Below are 16067 nucleotides of genomic sequence, written 5' to 3' on the forward strand. Positions count from 1 at the left end.
AGCCCCGCCCCTACATCGTTCTGCTACTCGCCAGCACCTCTTCCAGCACCGCAAACAGCGCTTCGTTGCCGCGCTGCTCGTAGGCCTGCAGGGTGGCCTCGAAGGCCGGTAAGTCGTAGAGAAAGGCCTTGAGGTTGTCGGGGGTGAGGCTGGCAAAGTGCCGGCCGTAGCCAAGCTTCTCGACCTGAGCCGCATTGAGAAACTGCTCGAACTGCGCCGGAATGGGCATTGCGCAGATGGGCTTGCGCAGGTACACGGCCTCGCTGATGAGCGAGAAACCGCCGTTGGTAACCACGGCCCGGGCGCTGGCCAGATCGGCCAGGAAACCGGCCTCGCTGAAGGCCCGTAGCTGCACGTTGCCGTGGCTTTCCTCGCGGTTGAAGCCGTACACCCGAAATTCCTGGTTCGGCAGCTGCTGCAGTTGGGCCACCAGGTTCTGCTGCGTGGTAGCCGACTGGTACACCAGTACGTGGCTTCCGCGGGTGGGGGCAAGCGCCAGCACTTCGGGCCGCAGAATGGGCGGTACCAGCGTGGTGCGCTCCTTACAGAGCGGCAGCCGGAAAAACGTGCTAATCAGGTAATGGTGGCTCCGGGGCAGCTTGGCCTGCACAATGCGGCGGGCCAGCGCCAGGTTGCCCCGCTCGGCGGCCGGCACAGCCACATCCAGCGTTGCCCGGCTGATTATCTGCATATTATCAATGCTGATAACCGGCAGGTCCTTCCATTGAGCATAGAAATAGCTGAACGACTCAAAGTCGGAAATCACCACTTCGGGCTCGAAGTCGCGTAGCAGCTCGCGGTACTTACCGAAGTTGACCCGCAGGTTCTCCGGGGCCGAGCGCAGCGTGAGGGCCGCCGTGCGCGACTTCGACACGGTAATGTTCTTATAGGCCAGATGGAAGCCCTTTATCTCGTGCACCTGCCCACCCGGAAAGGCGGCGGCCAGCAGCTGATAGGCCCGCGCGCTGCTCACCACCCGCACCTCGTGGCCCTGTCTGAGCAAATGCCCGATAACCACCTTGCTGCGGGTAGCGTGCCCCAGCCCCTCGCCGGGCACTCCGTACAGAATTTTCATCGGCTGAAGCGCTGACTGAATAACGTTATCCTGACTTAAAATTACCGTTTACCGCCGCGAGGAGCCGGGAATGCGGAACTGCACACCCAGGCTCGGAATGAACGTTACGCCGCTGAGCTTGGCCGTTTTGTTGTTGAGCAGCTGGTATTCGCCATAGTTCTGGTAGTAGACCGACAGCGCCGGGATGACGTAGGCGTAGCGGTAACCAAGCTTGGCGTTGAAGAACACCCCATACGAGCCAAAATTCTGCCGAACCGTGGGTAGCTCAGGCACCTTACCCGTCACGAAGCCGCTGCCCGGCCCGTTGAACAGGCTGCCCGGCGTCAGGCCGTAGCGCAGGAAAGTATGGGCGTACACCACCCCGTAGGAAATGGCCCCGATTTCCTCCTCCGCACCCAACGACTGGCTGAACACCAGCGGCACAATCAGGTCGTGGCGCGAGGCCCGGAAACCCAGCAGTGCGTTTATATCGTCGAAAAAGGGAATACTGGGCAGCTTGGTGCGCTGGGTAGCGTACTGCAGGCCGATGCTGGCGTAGGTGACGCCGGCCTGGCGGGTGCCTGGGTTTTCTACCGTACCCACCGGCCCCAGAAACTGGTACATGGCATCGAATATGTGCGAGCCGAAAGCATACTTATAGCCCACATCGAGCCGCTCGATAACGCCGTAGCGCAGGTACAAGTCCGACGAGGGCCGCACCGGGTCGAGGGCGAAAGCAATGGCGGCCACTTGCAGCTTCTCAACGGTCTGGTTGTAGCGCACCGTGTCGGTGGCGGCCTTGGTGGCCAGGTCGCGGGCGGCCGATTTGAGCGTGGAGCCCGCCTTACTAATGGTTTCGGTGGGCACGTTGAAAGCAAGGTTGCCCCCTACCCGAAACTCGCCCCGGGGCGTTACTTTACCCGTGCTCACAATAGCCCGCGGTGCGGTGCAGCCAGCAGCCAACAGGCCGGCGGTACCCGCCAGCAGCCCGGCGACCCAGCGCCGGGAAAAAGTCATCTTCATAAAGGGGCGCAGAAAGGTTCTGTTGGCCCCGCCGGGCCAAAACCGGGCCGAAGGTACTTTTTATTGGGCAGAGCGGAAATCCGGCTTCCAGTTGCGGCCCATGCGCCTCGGCCACGCCAGCCGGACTACGCTGCTACCTGCGGCCGCGAAGGTTGATGCGCCGTAGCCCAAGCCTCGGCCCCCAATTGCCGCAACACCCGCCGGTGCGACTGCAGTGCGCCCACAAACGTGGGGTTTTCCAGGTAAGGCAGGTCGAACTCATGGGCCGTTTCGCGCACGATGCGGGCCAAAGCCGGGTAATGGATGTGGCAGACCTTGGGGAACAGGTGATGCTCAATCTGGCGGTTGAGGCCGCCGCACAAGAAGCTGGCCAGCCAGCTGTCGGGCGAGAAGTTGGCCGTAGTGCGCAGCTGGTGCACGGCCCAGGCCTCGCGCATGTCGTTCTGCTCGTCGGGTAGCGGGAAAGCCGTGCCCTCTACCACATGGGCCAGCTGAAACACGAGGCCCAGCGTTAGGCCTTCCACGAAGTGCATCAGCACAAAGCCCAACGCCCACTGCCACCACGTAATATCGAGCACCACCAGTGGCACCACAATAAACAACACGTAGTAAACGGCTTTGTAAAAGAACAGGTTGAAATACTCGCGACGCGGATGGTTGGCCACCTGCTGCCCGATTTTCGGCTGGAAGAACTTTTTATAATCCTTGCGCAGCACCCACGAGAGCGAAGCCAGCCCGTAGAGCAAAAATGCGTACCAGTGCTGATACCGCTGAATCCGGCGCACTGGCTCAGTTGCGTCGAGCCGCACCAGACCGGGCGCTACCTCAATGTCTTCGTCGTGGCCGGCAATGTTGGTGTAGGTGTGGTGCACCACGTTGTGGGTAATGTTCCACACGTAGGGGCTAGCGCCAATCAGGTTGAAGATCAGTCCCAGCCCCTTGTTCACGCGCTTGTTGGCCGAAAACGAGCCGTGCAGCGCATCGTGGCACACATTGAAACCGATAAAGGCGCAGATGGCCCCGAGCACTGCCGCCAGCCCGGCCATAACGGGCACGCTGAACTGGTTGGAGACGATCAGCCCGTAGGTGAGCACGAAGGCCGACAGGAAGAAGATGGTTTTGGCCCACATGGCGCCGTTGGCGTGGCGCGAGAGCTGGTTGTCGCGAAAATAGGCGTCGGCCCGCTCACGAACCGTGGCAAAAAACGTGGAACGCTGAACGTTGGTAAACCGGAGGGGCTTTGTTGTCATGTGGCTTTGATGCTGTGGAACAGCAGCAGAGCTACTCTGCTACAGGGGTGAATTTGGCCAGCCGCCGGTTGGCGGACTGCCACGAAGGTAGCGTTATTGCTCCGACCCGGTGGTCGGAGGCAACCGCCTTCTTCTGCTATTCAAGCCCTGAATTGCTACAGGGGCCTAAGCTGAGCCCTAAACCGTGAAGGGGGGGCTTTGGTTCGACGGCCAGGGCCGTAGGGCTTAGTCCTCGTCGGAGCCGGCCGGGCTCTGGCCGTTTAGGTAGCCGGCCGTAAACACGTGGTACTGATCGAAAATAGAGCGTACCGAGCGGCGCAACACCACCTCACCCCGCGGGCCGGGCGGCACACTCACGCCCGAGGCATAGCCGTTCCAGATGGCCCGGTTCGAGCGGTTGTCGATGAGCGTAACGAGCAGCGTACCTTCCGAAAGCAGCAGCCGCACTGGCTGGTAGCCTTTGCGGGCATCTTTGGGCGTGTTTTCGTCCTCCGTATAACCGTTTTTCACCCACTTGGTGAAATCCTCCTGCTGATATCCGCGGAAGCGCATATCGCCTTCAAAAAGCCGGAAACTGATCAGCAGATCGGGCCGGCGGCGGGCCAGATGGTAGCCCTGCACCTTCAGGCGGGAGCGAATGGCGTCGCGCACGGCCTCACCCAACCGGCTGCTATCAGCATTGAGGCCTTCGCCGCTGACAAACTCGTAGGTGCGGTAGCGCCGGAACTGGCCGGCGTAACTATAGTCAGATTCGACGCGGGCCTCCTGCGACAACAGGCAGCCCGATAATAGCAAACTGGCACCAGCCAGCAAAGTAGTCGTCCAGTTCATAAGCACAGAGAAAGCCGGTGAGTCGTACTTCCTAAACTACGAAATAGCTTGTGTTTATCAAATTGAAAGTCAGACTTAAAGAGAATTATTTCCCTGCTTTCATCTTACCGACCGTAAGCGGCCCCAGTGGCTGCCCACGGCCCGGGCATCTACTCGTTGCGGCGGGTATGGTAGCGTAGCTGCAACTTCTTGATCTGCTCCAGCAGTTCGCCACTGCCCGGTCCGCGCACCTCCACCTCTTTAATCAGCTCCTGCACCGGTAGGAAGTTGATGGGTGCGGCCGGAGCACCGGCTTCCTGCAGCCACTGCTGCAGCTGCCGGGCCGAGCTCAGGTATACAATCGGCCCCAGACCCAGCCAGCCGTGGGCGGCCGCGCACATGGGGCAATGCTCGCCGCTGGTGTAGAGCGTAGCCGCCCGCCGCTCCTCTTCCGACAGGTTTTCGCCGGCCCAACGCACCAGCTCCACCTCGGGGTGGGCCAGGTTATTCAGCTCGTTCACCCGGTTGCGGGCCGTGGCCAGCACCTGACCATCGCCACCCACCAGCACCGAGCCAAACGGCTCGTCGCCGGCTAGTAGGGCTTCTTCGGCCAGTTGCAGGCAATGGCGCAGGTGGGGCAAGTCGGCGGCAGTGAATGGCTGAGGAGTGGCGGGCATGACTGGTAGCAACAGGCGCGTTACGAGGGATTATTGGGAACTGAATGGAGGCTATTTCGAAGCAGTTTCATTTGCAGAAGGCGTGACGCGCTTATTTCGCCATTAACGGTTTAGGTATTGGCGATGGTGGGGCATTTGAAAAACGTCAGCCCAACATTTGTACAAATGCCCAATAGAATTACAAATGTTGAATTTACAACTGTCAGCCCCACTATTGCCAATACGATGTTAGCGGATCGGCTTTTTATGTCAATTTAGTTTTCTTTCATCGTCCAATTGTTTTGTGTCGCCAAACTGCAATCACATTTGTGTCTGCGTGATGTTCATCTGGGTTGTTTTCTAAAAGTCGTTTCTTGATATCATAAGCTTTTATATAGTCGTCAATTAGTCCTTTATCGTTTAGGTCAGTCGGCAAAAATGTCTCGTCAAAACCTCCACAATTTGTCAAAGCACTAATGCTGAAATCTTGGTCTAACAAGTCATAACCAACAAATTCATAATCGTCAATATTTATGTTCTTACAGTCTTGGTCTGGCTCTAATACAACCGTTAAAAGGTTAAATTTATCTTTTGCTTGCAGTCGTTTGAATACAAAGTCAAGTGTCACAAAAAAGCCTGTTAGATATTGTTCTACTACGTAAATAAAATTCCAATCGTCTGCATTATCATAATCTGGCTCAACTAAAATCTCATTTAGCATTCCGTCAAGCGAAACAAGTTCTGTCAAATGTGTCAATTTAGACCACTCAATATATTTGTCCCACGACATTCCATCTTCGTCATAAGTCTTGTCGTATGTGCCTCTTGCTGTATATAAAAATGTCATTTGTTCTGTCTGTGATATCGCCTTTTAAGCTGACCGCTAACATCCCGGTTGCCGAAACTCGGCGTATCCTCATTTTCGGCAAGCATACCACCGGTGGTACGCTTCACGCAACTTAGCTACATTTCCCGGTTTCGCTAACCCGCTACCGATACCCGGCGGCCTGGAGCTTGAACAGCTCGGCGTAGCGGCCGCCTTTGGCCAGCAATTCCTCGTGGCTGCCGATTTCCACGAACTGGCCATTTTCGATAACCAGAATGCGGTCGGCCATGCGTACGGTGCTGAAGCGGTGGCTGATGAGGACGGCCGTTTTGCCCCGCGTCAGGTCGTTGAAGCGCTGGAATACCTCGTACTCGGCGCGGGCGTCGAGGGCGGCGGTGGGCTCGTCGAGAATCAGCAGCTGGGCGTCGCGCATGTAGGCGCGGCCGAGGGCAATCTTCTGCCACTCGCCCCCGCTCAAATCCACGCCACCGTTGAAGCGGCGGCCAATCATCTGGTCGTAGCCAGCGGGCAGTTTGGCAATAACCGAGTCGGCGAGGCTTTGAGCGGCGGCCTGCTCGATGCGGGGGCGGTTGTGCTGCTGCTCGATGCGGCCCACGGCCAGGTTCTGGCCGGCCGGCAGCTGGAAGCGCACAAAGTCCTGGAAAATGACGCCGATTTCCTGGCGCAGCTCCCGCGGGTCGTACTCGCGCAGGTCGTAGCCATCGAGCAGAATGCGGCCCTCGGTGGGGTCGTAGAGGCGCGAGAGCAACTTGACCATCGTGGTTTTGCCGGCCCCGTTCTCGCCCACCAGCGCCAGCTTTTCGCCGGCCTTCAGGTGAAAGTTGAGGTGCCGCAGGGCCCACTTCTCGGCGTTGCGGTACTGGAAACCCACGTTTTCAAACACGAAGCCTTCGCGAATCGGGTTGGGAAAAGGCCGCACCGGCTGGCTCTCGTCGCGGCGGATGCGGGGCTGCAGCCGGAAGAAGTCGAAGAAGTCCTGCAGGTACAGCGCCCCTTCGGCCACCGCGCTGAAGCGGCTCAATATCCCTTCGAGCAGGCCCCGCATGCGGGCAAACGAGCCGGCCAGAAATGTGAGCTGGCCAATACTGACCACCCCAGCCACGGCTTGCATAATAATGTACACATAGGCCGCGTAGTAGCCGGCCGCGCCCACCGCCGCGAAGAACGTGCCCCAGCCGGCCCGCTTCACCACCAGCGCCTTGTTCTTGGCATAAAAATCGTCGGACAGTGTGCGGAACCGGTCCGTCAGAAAAGTGGAGAGGCCAAAGATTTTCACCTCCTTGGCCGTATCATCGGAAGCGCCGGTCTGGCGCAGGTAGTCCAGCTCGCGGCGCTCGGGCGTCCAGCCGTGCACCAGCGAGTAGCTGCGCTCGTTGAAGTGCGACTCGCCCAGAAACGCCGGCACCACGGCCACCAGCAGCAGCACCAGCAGCCAGGGGTTGAACGCGACCAGTCCCACGGCCAGAAAACCCATCGTAATGGCATCCTGGGCCTGGCTGAGCACCTGCGACATGAGTACGGTACGCGACAGCGTCTGCCGGCGGGCCCGCTCCAGCTTGTCGTAGAAGGTGCTGTCCTCGAACTGGTCCAGATCCAGCTCGGCGGCGTGTTCCATCAGCCGGATGGAGGTCTGGTTGGCGAACAGGTCGCCGAGCAGCGAGTCGAGCAGGGCCACGCCGCGGCCCAGCGCGTCGGAGAGGATGGCCAGGCCGAACTCCAGGGCTACCAGCGTGAGCACGGGCGTCAGCTCGCGGGCGTCAGCCGGCTGCTTACTCAGGCCGATGATGGCGTCGAGGATGAGCTGGGCCACGTAGAGCATGGCGACCGGAAGGGCCGCCCGCAGCAGGCGCAGGCCCACGTTGCCCAGCGTCAGCACCGGGCTGGTCTGCCAAATGAGGCGCAGAAAGGCCGGCAGGTTTTTGAGGGCCGAAAACCGCTCGCGCACCGAAAGGGCGGGCTTGCCGTCGGGGCGGGGCTTTTTAGCAAAAAAGGAATCAGAAGGAGCCATAGGCCCGTTGTACGGCACACTTCGGGCCGGGGTGCCCAGGCGGCCGTTTTGGCAGGTTTCGTTCGGGAAATCGGCTATCTTACGACCGTTATTTACTTTCCCCAGCGGCTGGCAACGGCGGCTTCAGTATCTTGATTATGAAACGGATGATTACGCTGGGGCTGCTATGCCTGATTACCCTCATGGCCCGGGCTCAAACCGCCAGCTTAGCCTTCGAGCCAGCCTCGTGGGAGGCCGCGCTGACAAAGGCCCGGCAAACGCAGCGGCCCATCTTCGTGTACGCTTATGCGCCCGGCTGCCATTTCTGCAAGGAAATGGAAAGCAGCACTTTTCGGGACCCTACGGTTGCGGCCTATTACAACGACACTTTCGTAGCGTTCAAGGTCAACATTGAGGTGGATACGGCCTTCACCCGCCGCTACGATATTGCCTCCTTTCCGACTTATCTCTACCTCGATGCCGCGGGCAACCCACTACATCGCAGCGGTGGGGCTAAATCAGCGGCTGATTTTGTGGCCGACGCCCGGGCAGCGTTTGCGCCCCAAACGGCGTTTTATAGCCTGCAACAGCAATATATGTTGGGCAGCCGCACTCCTGACTTGCTATACCGCTACTCCCGCGCGCTGAATTTCCCTACTCGCAGGCAGACTACCCAGGCGCAAGTGGTGGCCGAGTACCTGGCCACGCAATCGGCCGCGCAGCTGAGGAACGAACAAAATATGCGTTACGTTTTTGAATACTCTACCCCGCAGACCGACAGGTATTTCCTGGCTCACCAAGTCGATTTTACGCCGTGGTTTCCTGCCGAAGCGCGGCAGCGCAAAGCTGACCGTATTCTGATGCGGCAGGCATTTGACGCGGGACAGAAGGCTGACGATCTGGATTTGCAGCAACTCCGGCATCTAATCAAAGTCAGCTTCGCCGATACCGCCCGCGCTAACAGCCTTGCTACTATCAACTTTCTGGAAAGTCGCCGCGACTGGGCGCGCTATGCCCGGGCCACGCGCCGCTACAGCCAACTGCCCGCGCCCGACAAATACACGCTAAGTAAAACGGCTACGTATGTGTACTACTTCGCTAAAGAGCAAGGACCGCAGCAGCAGCAGCAGGCCGTGGCGGCGGCGCTGGAGGTGATGCCGATGCTGCTGAAGCAGGAGCACAACTATGCGAACCTGTTGCTGCACGCCAAGCTGCTGCTGCAGGCCCGGCGCCAGGCACCCGCCCGGGCGGCGGCGCAGGCGGCCCTGCAGCAGGCAAAACTGCAGAAAGAATCGGGGGAAGAAGCTCAGGAGCTGCTGCAGGCCCTCAACGCCAAAGCGGAAAAGTAAGCTGCTGCCGGACGCACTCGGCAGCTGCTGCAGTAGTGATAGAACGCCCGGCGCTACGGCGCGTACTTTTACCGTTCCGGCCGCCGTTTTATCTTCTATGCTTCACCGCCTCACCTTCGCCCCTTTTCCCGACACCGCTGCCGCCACTTGGTTTGCAGACCTCGGCGACGCGCTGGAAGCCGCCGGCATCACCGGACTGCTACTGGCGAATCTGGCGGTTTCGGAAACGGAGGTGCTGCCCGCCGTGGCCGTGCTGCCGGGCCAGGTGGTGGTGCTGCAACCAGCCACCAAGGCACCCACCACTACGGCCCAGGAGCAGCAAACAGCGCTGGCAACCTGGCTGAGTACCTGGCCGGAGCTGCCCTTGGTGCTCGCTACGGCCATTGCGGGACTTGTTGTTGACCAACATCCGGCCGCTACCCCAACTGTCCCTGACGGCTGGCCGGCCACAACGCTCGAAGCCCTGCCGCGGCAGCTACGAGCGTTACCCCTGACGCTGCCGTTTTCGGAAGCAGTGCTGCATACCTGGGCTGCCAGCCTGACCGATGAGGAAGAGGAAACTGAAGACCAGCCCACAGGCTTCTGGGAACAGAAAGCCCGGCAGGTATGGAACTGGCTCGGGGCCGCCGATGTACCCGCCGACCCACCCTACGGCGCAGATGCGCCGCCTACTACCTCCCCCGCCGACACGGCAGCCGAGCAGCAGCGGCTGGAGCAGCTCCGGCAGCAGTTATTCGCCGAACTGGAGCAGCAGCGCCTGCAAATGGAGGCCCGCGAAACCGTCCGCGAGCAAAGCATTGCCCAGCTCCGGCAGCAACTGGCTGCTACCCCGTCGGCCGCCGCCGAGGTGGCCGCCCTGCAAGCCCGGTTAGCAGCCGAAACCCAGGAGAAAAACGCGCTGGCCGCCGCCATTGCCTCCTCGCGCCAGGAAGCCAAAGTCCGCAACCGGGAACTGGAAGCCCGAATGCAGCAGCTGGGCCACCAGGTAGCGCAGCTGCAGTCCCGGTCCACTTCGGCCCCGGCAACGGCCCCTGCGGCGGCCACGCTCCTAACAACCGCTCCGGCCTCGTCGGCGCAGTCGGCACGGGTGCGGGCAAGCGGCCCGATTGCCCCACGCCCGGTGGCCGCAACACCGTGGCAGCTGCAGTGGCCCCGGGTGGCGCTGGTACTGGTGCTGCTGGGCGGTATCGGGGCAGGCGGCTGGGCGGTGCAGCACTACGCGCGTCCGGTGGCCGGTCCTACGGAAACAAGCCGCCCGGCTCGCGAAGACCGTTCCGACATCGGCGACGAGAACCTGGAAGCCGCCGCTCCTACCCTGTTCGACATTCAGCCCGATACGATTCAAGTTGATTCGGAGCAGCTGGATTCAGCCCGGGAAGTGGCCCCGGAACCCGCCACCCCCGCGCCGGCCGCCGAGGTAATGGACTCAGTAGTGGCCCCGGCCGAGGGCATCTGAATAAACCCAGCCGCCTTTCTGGCGAAACTTGTTTAGCTACGCAAAAAGCTCTGCTTTTCCAACTTTCCTTTGCCGCTTAATCGTGGGTAACTTTACCTTACGCCTCGCGCCCTGACGGTGTTTGGCGGCTTGTCTATGCCCGTTTTCTCGCACCTTCACTCGCACACCCAATATTCGCTGCTCGATGGTCAGGCCTCCATTTCAGGCCTAATGAAGAAGGCCCAGGCCGATGGGATGCCGGCCGTGGCCCTCACCGACCACGGCAACATGTTCGGGGCGTTCAACTTTGTGGCCGAGGCCAATAAATACAACGTCAAGCCCATCGTGGGCTGCGAGTTCTACATGGTGGAAGACCGCCACAAAAAGGCCTTCAGCCGCGAAAAGGGCGAGCGGGACAAGCGCTACCACCAGCTGCTGCTGGCCAAGGACCAGGACGGCTACCACAACCTGAGCAAGCTCTGCTCGATGAGCTTCATTGAGGGCGTGTATAGCAAGTTTCCGCGCATTGATAGGGAGCTGCTACTCAAGTACCACAAGGGCTTGATTGCCACCAGCTGCTGCATCGGCGCCGAGCTGCCCCAGGCAATATTGTTCCAGAGCGAGGCCAAGGCCGAGGAGCTACTCAAGTGGTGGCTCGACGTGTTCGAGGACGATTATTACATCGAGATTCAGCGCCACGGGCTGATGAACTTCGACGGCACCGGCAAAAGCCAGGAAGACGTGAACCAGGTGCTGCTCGGGCTGGCCCGCAAGTACAACGTCAAGGTCATCTGCACCAACGACTCGCACTACGTCGACCAGACAGACTTTGCGCCCCACGATATTCTGCTCTGCGTGAACACGGGCGAGGAGCACAGCATCCCGGTCGGCGACTTCCAGACCCAGTATTTCCGGCTGATTTCCCAGGACAACAAGGTCCTCTACGACCACCTCGACAACCTGCGGCCCCTGGCCGGCCAGGATGCCACCGTGCGCCGCCAACTCCAGCGCATCGACGAGGAGGCCCAGGCCCCCCGGCCCAAGTCGCGCTTCGGCTTCGCCAACGACCAGTTCTACTTCAAGAACCAGGCGGAGATGAACGCCCTGTTCGCCGACGTGCCGGAAAGCGTAGACAACACGAACGAAATCGTGGACAAAATCACGCCGCCCAAGCTGCAGCGTGACATTCTGCTGCCCAACTTCCCGATTCCGGCCGAGCACGCCAACGCCGATGCTTTCCTGCGCCACCTCACTTACAAGGGTGCTTTCGAAGGCGAAAAGCGCCGCTACTCCGACCGCACCCCCGAAATTGAGGAGCGCCTGGACTACGAGCTGCGCGTGATTGAAACGATGGGCTTTGCCGGCTACTTCCTCATCACGCAGGACTTCATCAACCACGGCCGCAACAATGGCGTGGCCATAGGGCCGGGCCGGGGCTCGGCCGCCGGCTCGGCCGTGGCCTACTGCGTGGGCATCACCAACATCGACCCCATTAAGTACTCGCTGCTGTTCGAGCGTTTCCTGAACCCCGAGCGCGTGTCGATGCCCGACATCGACATCGACTTCGACGACGTGAACCGCCAGCGGGTTATCGACTACGTGGTGGGCAAGTACGGCAAGACCCAGGTGGCCCAGATCATCACCTTTGGTACGATGGCCGCCAAATCGAGCATCAAGGATGTGTCGCGGGCCATGGATCTGCCCCTGGCCCTGGCCAACGACCTCGTAAAAATGGTGCCCGACCAGGTGGGCACCACGCTCACCAAGGCTTTCGCCGAAAACCAGGAGCTCGACATGATTCGGCGCGACGACGCGCCCGACAACCTGCGGGGCCACATTTTGCGCCTCGCTACCCAGCTCGAAGGCTCGGTGCGCAACACCGGCATCCACGCCGCCGGCATCATCATCGCCCCCGACGACATCACCAAGTACATCCCCGTTTCCACGTCCAAGGAATCGGAGCTGCTCATCACCCAGTTCGACGGCAAGGTGATTGAGAGTGCCGGGATGCTCAAAATGGACTTTCTGGGCCTGAAGACGCTCACAATTATTGTGGATGCCATCAACCTGATTGAGAAAAACCACGGCGTCAAAATCGACATCGACGAGATTCCGATTGACGACCTCAAAACCTACGAGCTCTACCAGCGCGGCGACACCATCGGCACGTTCCAGTTCGAGAGCGAGGGCATGCGCATGTACCTCAAGGACCTCAAGCCCACCAATATCGAGGACCTGATTGCCATGAACGCCCTGTACCGGCCGGGCCCGATGCAGTTCATCCCCAACTTCATCAACCGCAAGCACGGCCGCGAAGTGGTCGATTACCCGCACGAGTTGCTGGAACCCATCCTGAACTACTCGCAGGGCATTATGGTGTACCAGGAGCAGATTATGCAGGCGGCCCAGATTCTGGCTGGCTACTCGCTCGGCGGGGCCGATTTACTGCGCCGGGCCATGGGTAAGAAGGACATGAAGAAGATGGCCCAGGAGCGGGACAAATTCTGCGAGGGCGCCAAGAAGCTCCACGGTATCGTGGCCAAAAAGGCCAACGAGGTGTTCGACGTGATGGAGAAGTTTGCGGCTTACGGCTTCAACCGCTCCCACTCGGCTGCCTACTCGCTGGTAGCTTACCAGACCGGCTACCTCAAGGCCCACTACCCGGCCGAGTACATGGCGGCAGTGCTCACCAACAACATGGGCGACATCAAGAAGGTGACGTTCTTTATCGAGGAAGCCCGCAAGCAAAACGTGGCCGTGCTCGGGCCCGACGTCAACGAATCCATCCTCAAGTTCAACGTGAACAAGCAGGGCCAGATTCGCTTCGGCATGGCCGCCGTGAAGGGCGCGGGCGAGGCCGCCGTGGAGGAAATCGTGCAGGAGCGCGACCAGAACGGACCCTACGGCGACATTTTCGACTTCTCGCGCCGCGTGAACCTGCGGGCCGTGAACAAGAAAACCTTCGAGAGCATGGCCCAGGCCGGCGCTTTCGACTCGTTCGACCGCTACCACCGCCGCCAGTTTCTGGAAGCCCCGGGCAACGACCAGAGCCTGATTGAGAAGGCCATGAAAGTGGGTCAGCAGCACCAGGCAGCCAAGGAATCGGCCCAGCAAAGTTTATTTGGTGGCGGGGGCGGCGAGATGGCCATTCCGATGCCCAAAATTCAGGACATGGAGCCCTGGAGCCCCACCGAAAAGCTGCGCCGCGAAAAGGAAGTGGTCGGCTTCTACCTCTCGGGGCACCCGCTCGACGACTTCAAGCTCGAAATCGACTCCTACTGCACCTGCGGGCTCGATAAGATTGAGAGCTACAAGAACCGCGACATTACGGTGGCCGGGCTGATTTCCAACGTGCTGTTCAAAACCACCAAATCGGGTCACCCCTTTGTGAGCTTCAACATTGAAGACTACGATTCGAGCCTCAACCTGGCCCTATTCCGCGACGACTACACCAAGTTTTCCAGCATCATCAACCCCCGCAACTACGACAAGGAGCAGGTGCCGCCCATGTTCATCCGGGGCAAGTACGCCCAGCGCTTCCGCGACTCCGACCAGTTCGAGTTTAAGATCATGACCATGGAGCCCCTCTTCAACGTGGCCGAAAAGCTGGCCAACGGCGTGCGCGTGCAGCTGGACCTGCGCACCATTACCGAGCCCTTCATGGACCGTTTCATGGAAGCCGTGGAAAGCGCGGCCGGCTCGAAAAAGCTCGAAATCAAGTTCGCCGAGCCCCACGAACACCTCGCCGTCGATACCTACTCCCGCCGCTACCGCATCGAGCCCAAGGAGTTCATCCGCAAGATGCGCGAGATGGAAATTGAGGCCTGCCAGTTGATATAAGTCGCCGCTATAGCAGATTGAATTGGTCAGGCTGAATTTCTTGCAATTACGGTAACAGTGGTTGCACTGGTAGTTCTATAAGCCGCAAAGCAACAGCCCCACCCGGATAAACCGAACAGGGCTGTTGCTTTTACAACTGAGCTGCAAAAATGCGGCTTAGCTGTTTTTACGGTTGTCGTTGCGCACGTCTTTGGTACCGAGCTGCTCAACATCCACTTCGGTTTTGCGCACCGTGTCGCGGATGGTTTCTTCGCGCTCGGTTACTTCTTTACCCAGCGTTACTTCTTCTACTACGCGGGCTTCTTTACCTACTACGGCTCGCTCGGTACGTTCGGTTACCTCCACCTCACCTTCTTTGAAGGCGTTGAAGTCGGCTTCAGTAGCCGGACGGTTTACGGCCGTGCGCTCTACATTCACATGCTCTTCCCGCAGCCGTACGTTAGCTTCCACCGGACGCTCCACAATGCGGCTACGCAGGCGGGCTCCACCGGTTTGCTCCACGCGCTTGCCTACCTGCAGGTTTTCCTCGATTACCTTGGCCGACACCTCGTTGTTGCCTGTCTGAGTAGTGGCAGCCGAACCAGAAGCCATATTATTAGCCTTGTAGCCAGTCTGCCCGGCCTTCTCGTTAACATCGATTGCGCCGGCGCGGTCGAGGATTTCGGCAGCTTTGTGCGCGTGGTCCGCCGTTTTGCAATGTACTGTTACCAGCGAGTTGCTGTTGCGCGCCGCGTGGGAATACAGGTTAGCATTGTCGCCGTCGTTGCCGAACAAATTATGGAAGAAGTTGCCAATACTGTCGCTGGTACGGCCGGCAGCATCGCCTACAGCTTCGGTGGTGGTGTTGGTGCTGTTATAATAGTTGCTACCGTCTTTCGAGTCCCGAGAGATGGTATCTACGTCGTCGAGCGAGAAACCAGCGGTTTTAAGTTGCTGCGCAGCTTGCTTGGCGTGAGCGGCGGTATCGAAAATTCCTACTACGGTCTGATTCATGGGATTCTGGTTCATGGGATTAGGATATAAAGTATTGGAAAAGAAAGGTTTTATTGTCAGGTGTCAGGCGTTGCCGGGTCAGTTGAGTTGCGCATCACTTCAATATGCTCCTGGCGCAACTGCACGGTGCTGATGAACGGCTCTTCCACCACGCGTTTGCTGATGCGAAGCTCCTCCACAACCAACACCCGCGTCACGACTACTTCGCGCAGAATGGGCACAATCAGCACATCGCCTTCTTGCCGGCTCCCGGGTAGCGGCGCGTCGTCGGCCACAAACCGATTGATGGGCACATGCTCAACCTGCACCTCATCATGTTGCAGCGTAACCTGCACCGGCTGCTCTACCTGCTGCACCGTCTTACGAATGTGCAGGCGGCCACTTTCCACTACCTCCCGCCCTACCAGCACCTGCTCCTCAATAACGGGCAATACCACGGATTGGCGCGGAGCAGTATCGAGCCGCTCGGGGCGGGCATCCCGGTCCGGCTCATCTGCAGCGGAAGAAACGATAGAATCTGAATTCATAATGGGTAGAAGAAAGCAGCTTGTACCCTATTCTATACGCCTTGAGTCAGCTTCCGTTATATAATATCAGTTCTATCGAACTATCAGCCCGCCCCGGAATAGCACTATTTAATGCCGACCTTTTTATATTAACAAACTTCTATAAACAGGTTAAACCGGCCTAAAGCACCTTTTACGTACCGTGCACAGTAAAGGCTCCGACGGAAGTAGTATATACAATTCGGGTTAGATAAATTTTTGGCTTTTATTCCACTTCAAGCCCTGAAATGCCTTTTGCGAACCACTCCAATGGGCCA

General features: G+C 59.4%; 12 protein-coding genes. 3 read left to right on the forward strand and 9 right to left on the reverse strand.

The window, feature by feature from the left end; all coding sequences use genetic code 11:
• Positions 1-10 precede the first annotated feature (10 nt).
• From BLW21_RS16910 to BLW21_RS16940, 7 genes are all read right to left on the reverse strand, one after another.
• A complete protein-coding gene (locus BLW21_RS16910; protein WP_092742244.1) occupies positions 11-1075 on the reverse strand; it encodes an MJ1255/VC2487 family glycosyltransferase in 1065 nt (354 codons plus the stop codon).
• A gap of 48 nt (positions 1076-1123) precedes the next feature.
• Positions 1124-2077 carry a hypothetical protein gene (locus BLW21_RS16915; protein ID WP_092742247.1) on the reverse strand — a complete coding sequence of 318 codons (954 nt, stop codon included), beginning with the start codon at positions 2075-2077 and terminating at the stop codon, positions 1124-1126.
• Between the two features lie 125 nt (positions 2078-2202).
• Complete coding sequence (locus tag BLW21_RS16920; RefSeq protein WP_092742250.1) at positions 2203-3327, reverse strand: fatty acid desaturase family protein; 1125 nt, start codon at positions 3325-3327, stop codon at positions 2203-2205.
• A 225-nt stretch (positions 3328-3552) separates the two neighbouring features.
• Positions 3553-4158 carry a DUF4136 domain-containing protein gene (locus BLW21_RS16925; protein ID WP_092742253.1) on the reverse strand — a complete coding sequence of 202 codons (606 nt, stop codon included), beginning with the start codon at positions 4156-4158 and terminating at the stop codon, positions 3553-3555.
• A 149-nt stretch (positions 4159-4307) separates the two neighbouring features.
• Entirely contained in the window at positions 4308-4814 is a 507-nt protein-coding gene (locus tag BLW21_RS16930; RefSeq protein WP_092742256.1) for a nucleoside deaminase, read from the reverse strand.
• Between the two features lie 265 nt (positions 4815-5079).
• Positions 5080-5640 carry a hypothetical protein gene (locus BLW21_RS16935; protein ID WP_092742259.1) on the reverse strand — a complete coding sequence of 187 codons (561 nt, stop codon included), beginning with the start codon at positions 5638-5640 and terminating at the stop codon, positions 5080-5082.
• A gap of 142 nt (positions 5641-5782) precedes the next feature.
• Complete coding sequence (locus tag BLW21_RS16940; RefSeq protein ID WP_092742262.1) at positions 5783-7648, reverse strand: ABC transporter ATP-binding protein; 1866 nt, start codon at positions 7646-7648, stop codon at positions 5783-5785.
• 137 nt (positions 7649-7785) lie between these two features.
• Here BLW21_RS16940 and BLW21_RS16945 point away from each other — a divergent pair, with 137 nt between their 5' ends.
• The 3 genes from BLW21_RS16945 (at position 7786) to dnaE (ending at position 14251) form a co-directional block, all read left to right on the forward strand.
• On the forward strand, positions 7786-8976 hold the full coding sequence (locus BLW21_RS16945; protein ID WP_139255272.1) for a thioredoxin family protein: 1191 nt from the start codon (positions 7786-7788) through the stop codon (positions 8974-8976).
• A gap of 97 nt (positions 8977-9073) precedes the next feature.
• Positions 9074-10432, forward strand: coding sequence for a bZIP transcription factor (locus BLW21_RS16950; protein ID WP_092742268.1), 1359 nt, complete (start codon positions 9074-9076; stop codon positions 10430-10432).
• Positions 10433-10567: 135 nt separating this feature from the next.
• Entirely contained in the window at positions 10568-14251 is a 3684-nt protein-coding gene (gene dnaE / locus BLW21_RS16955; protein ID WP_092742621.1) for a DNA polymerase III subunit alpha, read from the forward strand.
• A gap of 156 nt (positions 14252-14407) precedes the next feature.
• Here the strand turns inward: dnaE and BLW21_RS16960 are convergent, their stop codons facing one another.
• Positions 14408-15259 (reverse strand): YsnF/AvaK domain-containing protein, encoded by an 852-nt coding sequence (locus tag BLW21_RS16960; protein ID WP_245711942.1) that lies wholly within the window; start codon positions 15257-15259, stop codon positions 14408-14410.
• Positions 15260-15300: 41 nt separating this feature from the next.
• Positions 15301-15771, reverse strand: coding sequence for a DUF2382 domain-containing protein (locus BLW21_RS16965; protein WP_092742271.1), 471 nt, complete (start codon positions 15769-15771; stop codon positions 15301-15303).
• Positions 15772-16067 lie beyond the last annotated feature (296 nt).

This window comes from Hymenobacter psychrophilus, from assembly GCF_900107135.1.
GTDB classification, from domain to species: Bacteria; Bacteroidota; Bacteroidia; order Cytophagales; family Hymenobacteraceae; genus Hymenobacter; species Hymenobacter psychrophilus.

Coding starts and splice junctions, on each gene's coding strand:
- BLW21_RS16910 (WP_092742244.1), bottom strand. CDS start 1,075: ATGAAAATTCTGTACGGAGTGCCCGGCGAGGGGCTGGGGCACGCTACC.
- BLW21_RS16915 (WP_092742247.1), bottom strand. CDS start 2,077: ATGAAGATGACTTTTTCCCGGCGCTGGGTCGCCGGGCTGCTGGCGGGT.
- BLW21_RS16920 (WP_092742250.1), bottom strand. CDS start 3,327: ATGACAACAAAGCCCCTCCGGTTTACCAACGTTCAGCGTTCCACGTTT.
- BLW21_RS16925 (WP_092742253.1), bottom strand. CDS start 4,158: ATGAACTGGACGACTACTTTGCTGGCTGGTGCCAGTTTGCTATTATCG.
- BLW21_RS16930 (WP_092742256.1), bottom strand. CDS start 4,814: ATGCCCGCCACTCCTCAGCCATTCACTGCCGCCGACTTGCCCCACCTG.
- BLW21_RS16935 (WP_092742259.1), bottom strand. CDS start 5,640: ATGACATTTTTATATACAGCAAGAGGCACATACGACAAGACTTATGAC.
- BLW21_RS16940 (WP_092742262.1), bottom strand. CDS start 7,648: ATGGCTCCTTCTGATTCCTTTTTTGCTAAAAAGCCCCGCCCCGACGGC.
- BLW21_RS16945 (WP_139255272.1), top strand. CDS start 7,786: ATGAAACGGATGATTACGCTGGGGCTGCTATGCCTGATTACCCTCATG.
- BLW21_RS16950 (WP_092742268.1), top strand. CDS start 9,074: ATGCTTCACCGCCTCACCTTCGCCCCTTTTCCCGACACCGCTGCCGCC.
- dnaE (WP_092742621.1), top strand. CDS start 10,568: ATGCCCGTTTTCTCGCACCTTCACTCGCACACCCAATATTCGCTGCTC.
- BLW21_RS16960 (WP_245711942.1), bottom strand. CDS start 15,259: ATGAACCAGAATCCCATGAATCAGACCGTAGTAGGAATTTTCGATACC.
- BLW21_RS16965 (WP_092742271.1), bottom strand. CDS start 15,771: ATGAATTCAGATTCTATCGTTTCTTCCGCTGCAGATGAGCCGGACCGG.